4 protein-coding genes are annotated in these 5,755 nt (G+C 67.2%); 1 reads left to right on the plus strand and 3 read right to left on the minus strand.

The features are described 5' to 3' along the window. Nucleotides 1-476 (plus strand): hypothetical protein (locus tag RHODMAR_RS00435; RefSeq protein WP_008710055.1); only part of this gene is annotated, 476 nt, incomplete at its 5' end. Here RHODMAR_RS00435 and RHODMAR_RS00440 read toward each other — a convergent pair. From RHODMAR_RS00440 to RHODMAR_RS29345, 3 genes are all read right to left on the minus strand, one after another. After that, nucleotides 465-1,925 carry a dynamin family protein gene (locus RHODMAR_RS00440; RefSeq protein WP_008710057.1) on the minus strand — a complete coding sequence of 487 codons (1,461 nt, stop codon included), beginning with the start codon at nucleotides 1,923-1,925 and terminating at the stop codon, nucleotides 465-467. The two genes, RHODMAR_RS00435 and RHODMAR_RS00440, sit on opposite strands and share 12 nt — an antisense overlap. Then, a complete protein-coding gene (locus RHODMAR_RS00445; RefSeq protein WP_042937364.1) occupies nucleotides 1,922-3,730 on the minus strand; it encodes a dynamin family protein in 1,809 nt (602 codons plus the stop codon). The genes RHODMAR_RS00440 and RHODMAR_RS00445 overlap by 4 nt, the downstream gene beginning before the upstream one ends. Before the next feature lie 127 nt (nucleotides 3,731-3,857). After that, on the minus strand, nucleotides 3,858-5,755 hold a 1,898-nt coding region (locus tag RHODMAR_RS29345; RefSeq protein ID WP_042937365.1), incomplete at its 5' end, for a hypothetical protein.

A 5,755-nucleotide genomic window follows, 5' to 3' on the forward strand; every position in this document is an offset into this window, starting at 1 on the left:
CGCTTCGGTCGCGGCGTGAGACCGCACCCTCGACGCTTCCGAAGGTCGCGAAGGCGCTGTGGGCACTGACTGCAGGCCTGGTTCTCGTGCTGGCCGCCGCCATCGCGCTGAACTGGGAGGCCGTACTGTCCGCCGTCGAAACTGCGGTGTCACAGCAGGATTCGACAGCAAGTGCGACAGATGTCCGCAACACCGCCTCGGCCACACTGTTGTCCAGCGGTGCCGCGTCCGCGGTCCTGATGTTGCTCGGTTTCGTCGCGCTGAACCTGCTGCGCGGCGGCGCGACGTCCTCCAAGGTTCTGATGGGCGCGGTCGGGATCTTGACCATCGGCGCAGCCGTCACGTTCTCGACCTTCGTCTCCGACGCCTCCGCACTGCTCGGCGGGGTCCTGCAATGGGGACCCTTCGTCGTGGCCGCCACTGCCGCCGCTGCGACGATCGTCGCACTGCTGCCCCGCCGATCCTCACGCCAGTGAGGCGAGTATCCCCTCAGCGCTACGTGCGGCGATGGAGCACGACGTCGACGTGAACTGATCCAGCAGCGGATGCTCGGACAGCCCTCGCCACCGGTGCACTGCCGCCAGCGCGGAGTCGCGCTGTTGAGTGCGTCCGGCATCCGGCGGCAGATCCAGGCGCTCGGTAGCCGCGATACCGAACCCGCCGATGATGCGCTGCAGGTCGAGCAATGCACCGTCCGGGAGTTTCGGTGTGGTGGAGCGCAATCGGCCGAGCAGCCGCAGTTCGGCGAAGCCGTGCACATCGGCGAGCATCCGCCCGGCTTCGATGCGCAGCGCGTGCGATTCCGGGCGGAACTCCAGAATCCGTTGCAGGGCAACCAGAGCGGAGTGCAATTTCAACTGGTCCGCACGTTGACCGAACTGCACGTCGATCACCGACCGAAGCTCGCTCAGACCACTGCGCTCGACCAGATCGGCCGCCAAGGTGGGTGAATCGCGGACGCCGAGCCGAATCAGAGTGACCGCCATCCGAATTCCGAACAACCCGAAGCGGTCGACGATACTGGCGCGCAGCGCTGCATCGACGGGCAACGCACTTTCCGGACGCACGAAGCGATCGGCCGAGAGCATCGCCAGCTGCAGATCCTCGGTAGGCACCGTCGCCAGCATCTCGAACGCGGCGAATTCGTTCTGCCGCAACGTTTCCGCACCGAGTGCGAGCAAGCCGGCGACCGGAACCACTGCCTGGCACAACCCGGTGGCTTCGAGCTCGGAAGCGAACCGCGCGGCGACCTCCTTGGCCGACATCATCGCGTCCATCCGGCCGGAGCCGACCTCGTCGGCCCGAGAGACCACCCCGATCACGCCGAGCGGACCCGAGTCACCGCCCACGTGTGCGCCGATCTGCCCCAGAAACGACACGTCGGATGCATTGAGGGTGCGCAGCAGATACACGACGGCGTCGGCACCGGAAGAGGAGTTCTCGGGCGTCAGCATCGCCAGCGTCCGCGCCGAGACATCCCGCGACAGAGACGACGTGCCCGGGGTATCGATGATGGTCGTCTGCGCGAGCGCACTCGCCGGCCATTCCACGTCCAGTCGATCGACCTGCGCTGCCGTCAGCGAACCCAGGTCGAAGGTCAATCGGCCGTCCCGCCGTTGCACCGGCACATTCGCTGCTCGGTCGCCGTCGTACCAGGCCGTCACGGCAGGCGTGACCCCGTTGCGATACCAGGTGACGACCTTGGTGCACTCGGTGGCATCGGTCGGAGCAATATCCTGCCCCACAAGTGAATTGAGTAGCGTCGACTTGCCGGCTTTGAGCGATCCGGCGAGCGCCACCCGCAGCGGCTCGTCCAGGCGGTACAGGCACTCGTCGAGCATCCACGACGCCTCGGCGTCACCGGCGTACGTCGACCGAGCCGCCGAGATCAGATCACGTGCCCGGGCCAGAGCCGTCACGCTCATACCGCGGTGTCCTCGACGAGAGCGATTGCCCGAGAATTCAAGTCGGCTGCCACTCGCATGTCTTGCTCGAGCTGAGCAATGCGCGCGGCGCGGTCCGTGTTGTCGGCAGCGGCGGCTTCCTGCGCCGAGCGCAACGATTCGTTCAGCGAACGCAGCGTCTGCTCGGCGATCGAGGTGAAGTGATCGCGAAGTACTCGTTGAATCTGCCGCAGCCGGTCCTTCGATTCCTTGCCCACCTGAAAGCTGACGTCGTCGGTGAAACGACGAATCGCCATCTTGGCCTCGGAACGGCGAGCCTTGACGCGGTTCTCTTTGTCTTCCTTGTACGCCTTGGTTCCCAACAACACGCCGGCACCGATCGAGATCGGATTGAGCAGGCTCAGCCCGACGAAGGTGGTGATCAGACCGAACATCAGCACACCGCCGTAGGATCCGCGCATACCCACCAGGACCTTCTGGGTGATTCCGACGCGACCGGATTCCAGATCGGCCAACGACGAGACGGGTTCGAGGACGTTGTCCAGATCCCCGAGATCGAGATCGGGCAGTGCCGCCGCACCGGACGATGCGAAATGCTCGGCGACCAACTCCGAGAGCCACAGTGCGCGCTCGTGAGCCCAGACGAAGTTGTCTCCCACCGACGCGGCGATCTGCTCCTCGAGCCACTCTCCCAGTTGCGGCCAGTCCTTGCCCGGATCCCCCTCGTCGACGGTCTCCTCCGCCTCCCGGGTGACGCGACGCAACCGGTCGCGCAGGTCGTGATCGATATCGGACGCAAGATCGGCAATTCCGTCGCCGAGTGTCTGCTGCCATTGCGAGGACCGCTTGTGCAGTTCTTCGGCGGCCGATTTGGCGCGCTGCAGCCCGGCGACGGCAGCGGCGGCTCGCTCCGGATCCTTCAGCGCCGCAAGCTCACTGCCGAACGAGAGCGACAGATGCTCGGTGACCGATCGGACATCGAGGGAGACCGACGCCCGAGCCAGCACATCGGCCCGCGCCACCACATCATCACGCAAGAACGCGTAGAGCTGCTGGAAACCGGACTCGGCGTTGAGCTCCTCGTCGTTCAAACGCAGTGCGTGCGAACGCAACAGAGAGGACACCGGCAACATCTGCACATCGATGCCCGCGCGGTCCAGGTGTCCGCGGTTGGCCTCGACGATCTGCCGCCAGTGCGGATACAGATCGATCTTGGTGATCAGCACCGCCACGGCCGGGCACAGGCCTTGCACCTGTCGGAGAAAAGACAGCTCCGGCTCGGTGAATTCGCGGGAGGCGTCGGACACGACGAGCACCGCATCGGCCGACGGAATGAGACCCAATGTGCCCGCAGCATGCGGGTTTCCGTGCCCACCGACACCCGGCGTATCCACCAACACCAGACCGTCGGCGAGCAGTGGACTGGGCACGCCGATGTCCAGGCGCAACACTTCCCGGCCCTGAGCTCGGGGGCTCTCCGGGGTGACCGTCGTGATCTCCTCGGCCGGAACGTCGACTCGGATGGGATCGCTGCCGGGATCGGCCAGAACGAGCTGCGCCGAGAAGCTTTCGGCGTTGGACACGACCGTCGGGATGGCGGTGGTCTCGTCGTCGCCGACCGAGCACACCGTCAGATTGAGCAGCGAATTCACGAACTGACTCTTGCCCTGTTTGAGCGGTCCGACCACGATGATGCGTCTGCGTGGATCCAACACGCGCGATCGCGCCGCCTCCGCTCGATCCACCAGATCGGATCGTCCCGCCGATGTCGCCACGGCCGCAGTGCGACTCAGCAGCTCGGCCAGCTCAGTAGATTGCCCGTCCATACGCTTGTATTCACAACCCATTCTCGTCGACGTCCGCACTACGAACTCTAGCTACGACTCGGCCCCGACGTGTGAGGAACACTCGGGGCCGAGTCGCAGGGTTCTCACCTGATCACAGGCGTAGCGATCAGGGGTGCAGCGGGTCGATGTCGTGATCGACGGTCACTGCATGACCGAGGGAATCGGCTGCCGAGTCCACCGATCCGTGCAGGCTGCTGCTGGAGTCACTGAACAGATCCGTGTGGCTCTCGCCCTGACCGAAGACGTCGGAGTCGACGCTCGACCAGCCCGTGCCGCTTGCGCTTGCACTGGAATCGAACGAGCTCGACTGCTCGAAGGATCCCGAGGCCGCCGACGACAGCGAGCTGCCCGCCTGAGCTGCACCCTCTGCACCGGACTGCACAGCCCCGGTGAACGTACCCGCGGCCTGGCCGCCGACCTGCGCAGCAGAGTCAAACCCGCCGACCGCGGAAGCCGCAGCGTCGGCACCAGCATCCAAACCCCCGCTCACCATGGAGCCGACGCCGCCACCGAGCGAGCCTCCTGCATCCAGCCCACCGCCGAGGTTCGAGGCAATGTCACCGCCGAGGTTCGAGGCAATGTCACCGCCGAGGTTCGAGGCAATGTCACCGCCGACGTTCGAGGCGATCTCGCCGCCCACCGAGGTTCCCGCGTCCACCACTCCGCCCACGGCACCGTCGAGGCCACCTGCGACGGATCCTGCTGCATTCGCGGCTCCGGCCAGGCCTGCGCCCGCGGACGCTGCTGCGTCTACGCCGGTGTCGACGGCTCCGGTCACGGTTCCCTCGAGTCCGGCCCCGGCCTGAGCTGCGGCATCGACGCCGCCGGACACTCCGCCGGCAACTCCGCCAGCGATGCCGCCACCGAGGCTGCCGAGTCCGGCGAGCCCTCCGGTCAGGCCTGCGCCCGCGTCGCCCAAGCCTGCAAGTCCGCCGGTAAGTCCTGCGCCTGCATTGCCGACGGCCGCGAGGCCACCGGTCACATCGGCACCCACGTTCCCGACAGCCGCGAGGCCACCGGTCACATCCGCACCCACGTTCCCGACAGCCGCGAGGCCACCGGTCAGACCGGCCCCCACTGCACCGACTCCGGTCAGACCGCCCGAGAGATCTGCACCCACTCCCCCGAATCCGCCGAGTGCTGCATCGACGGTTCCGGTGAGGCCTGCTCCTGCTGCTGCGGCTGCATCGACGGCTCCGGCCAGTCCTGCGCTCAGGTCGGCTCCGGCACCGAGTACTGCTCCGACGTCGAGGGCCGAGCTGGTATCGAGCACAGTTTCGAGCGCGGTGCCGAGCTGGGCGCCTGCGGTACCGCCGACGCCGAACGCCGTTCCGAGGAGTCCTTCGAGGTTGCCGGCAACTCCGCCTGCAACTCCACCGGCAAGTCCGCCTGCGATGTCGCCGCCGATGCCGGCACCTGCGCCGATGGTCCCGGCGATTGCGTTGTCGATGGCTGCGGTGAGTCCGCCGACCGCGGTGGTGTCGAGGTCGAGTGCGGTACCCAATGCACCCCCGACGATCGCACCGACGTTGCCGCCCGCAGCCAGCATGGCGTCGACATCGAGATCCGCGAGCACACCTGCGTCCAGAACAGCTCCGAGTGCGGTTCCGAGGGAGCCGGCAATGGCACCGTCGGTCGCGAAGAGCCCGCCGAGGCTTGCGCCGACTCCGCCTGCGAGGTCGCCGACCAGCGCACCACCGGCACCGAGCGCTCCGTCCAGTGCGGTTCCGACGTTCGCCGTGAGATCCGCGCCGACGCTGCCGAGTCCGGCGAGTGCGCCGCCGATGCCGGCGGTCAGTGCTGCGCCGAGGTCACCTGCGAGGTCGAGGCCGGCTCCGGCACCGAGAACAGCATCGAAGACTCCGCCGAGTGCGGTACCGAGCTCTGCGCCGACGGTGCCACCGACTCCGAACATCGCGCCGAGCGCGCCGCTCAGTCCACCCTGGATGTCGGCCAGCGCTCCGAGGTCGACAGCACCCGTCGCACCGAGAGCGGCGTCGAGGG

The organism is Rhodococcus sp. AW25M09 (assembly GCF_000333955.1).
Taxonomy (GTDB): Bacteria; Actinomycetota; Actinomycetes; order Mycobacteriales; family Mycobacteriaceae; genus Rhodococcoides.